Origin of the sequence: Salinivibrio sp. IB643, assembly GCF_001996105.1 — a bacterium.
Classification (GTDB): domain Bacteria; phylum Pseudomonadota; class Gammaproteobacteria; order Enterobacterales; family Vibrionaceae; genus Salinivibrio; species Salinivibrio costicola.
Window position 1 is genome coordinate 1 of sequence record NZ_MUFF01000086.1, and the last position, 1,319, is coordinate 1,319.

Annotated in this window: 2 protein-coding genes and 2 pseudogenes; 3 read left to right on the forward strand and 1 reads right to left on the reverse strand. The window is 46.1% G+C overall.

The window, feature by feature from the left end; translation table 11 throughout:
• The 3 genes and pseudogenes from BZG77_RS14585 to BZG77_RS14590 all read left to right on the forward strand — a co-directional run.
• A pseudogene (locus BZG77_RS14585) lies at nucleotides 1-192 on the forward strand (UTP--glucose-1-phosphate uridylyltransferase); the annotation flags it as partial.
• 308 nt (nucleotides 193-500) lie between these two features.
• A complete protein-coding gene (locus tag BZG77_RS14875) occupies nucleotides 501-647 on the forward strand; it encodes a hypothetical protein (RefSeq protein WP_158011456.1) in 147 nt (48 codons plus the stop codon).
• A 41-nt stretch (nucleotides 648-688) separates the two neighbouring features.
• Entirely contained in the window at nucleotides 689-913 is a 225-nt protein-coding gene (locus BZG77_RS14590) for a hypothetical protein (protein ID WP_077647756.1), read from the forward strand.
• Between the two features lie 201 nt (nucleotides 914-1,114).
• Here BZG77_RS14590 and BZG77_RS14595 read toward each other — a convergent pair.
• Nucleotides 1,115-1,319: pseudogene (locus BZG77_RS14595) on the reverse strand (transporter); the annotation flags it as partial.

Genomic DNA, 1,319 nt, shown 5'->3' on the forward strand with positions numbered 1-1,319 from the left:
CAAATCACGGATGCGTTGCTTGAACAAGCCCAACGTGGCTGCGTATTAGCCTATGAATTTGAAGGTGAGCGATTCGACTGTGGTTCGGTTGAAGGCTACATTGAAGCCACAAATTATGCGTATCAGCATGTTTACCTTGGCAATCTAACTAAAAGTGCCGAGCAAAAGCAAGAGACGCCTGTCCCCGCATAACGTCGACCTCTGCCTATCAACTCCTATCAACTTCCGTGGCGCCACAATGGCGCCCTTTTTTTATCTTTTTTACCAGGACAGGCACTTTTCTTTATGAGGACAGGCACGATACGCTATTTCCATTTATCGCTTAATCAGATTTCTTACCCTACCAAATAGGAATCGTCCTATACCGATGGTTTTCTGTCCATGTTCTAATCCTCTCACTGCTTACGGGGATGGTCACTAATAAGATTATATCCTCGCAATTCAAGGTGTTTGGCGTGTCATACAAGGCGCGCTAGTAAGTTTTTTATGAGGATATAAACATGCAAAAGCAAGTCATTTCAACAGCACGGGTAATGGGGCTTATCGGTGCCTTGTTAGTCACATCAACGGCTGTCCATGCCAATAATACCATGGTTCATCTATCGGGACAGGCACTTTTGGTTAGGCATGTTCAAATGCTAAGTTAATATACAGCTAAGCGCTTCCCGGTATTTTAAGGAGACCAATTATGGCCGATCATGACACAGAAAAGACGATACCTGAGCGTGAGCAACGGCGCTTTGCCGTATCTGCCAATCGGGACAAAGGCAGTCATCGGATTCGTTATGTGGAGGCAGGCGGTGCCTCGGTGGATAATGAAGAGTGCACATTTTGCCAGGCGGTACCGGGTTTGAGTGACCAGCCGGAGAATGACGAAAAGGCGGAAGAAAAGTCTAAAGGGCCGATCTCCTAGCATAGTGGGCCTTAGGGGCTCTATCCGTATTTTTCTATCGGGACAGGCACTTTAGGCTTGGTGGTGTCTCTGGGGCACGTATAGTATTTAAAAGCATAGCTAATTGATGTTTGTTTTTATCACTTAAATGCCGCCTACCTAATGGTAAGCGGCATTGCTGATCAGTTACTGATACCTTAGAAAAAACGGGCGATATTGCGTCTACCGCGCTATGAGTGGTTTTGAACGATAACTCCACATGCCGTAAGTACGGAGCGCATCTCTATATATGCCGAGAAGCTCATTGGTACTAGCCTTTTGCAATTGATCTAGCGGTTTATCAGGATAGGCAACGGTATCAAAAGTGATTCCTTGGGGGCCAGTTTTCCAACTTGCCACTTCAAATAGGGTTTGCCCTCTTCGAACG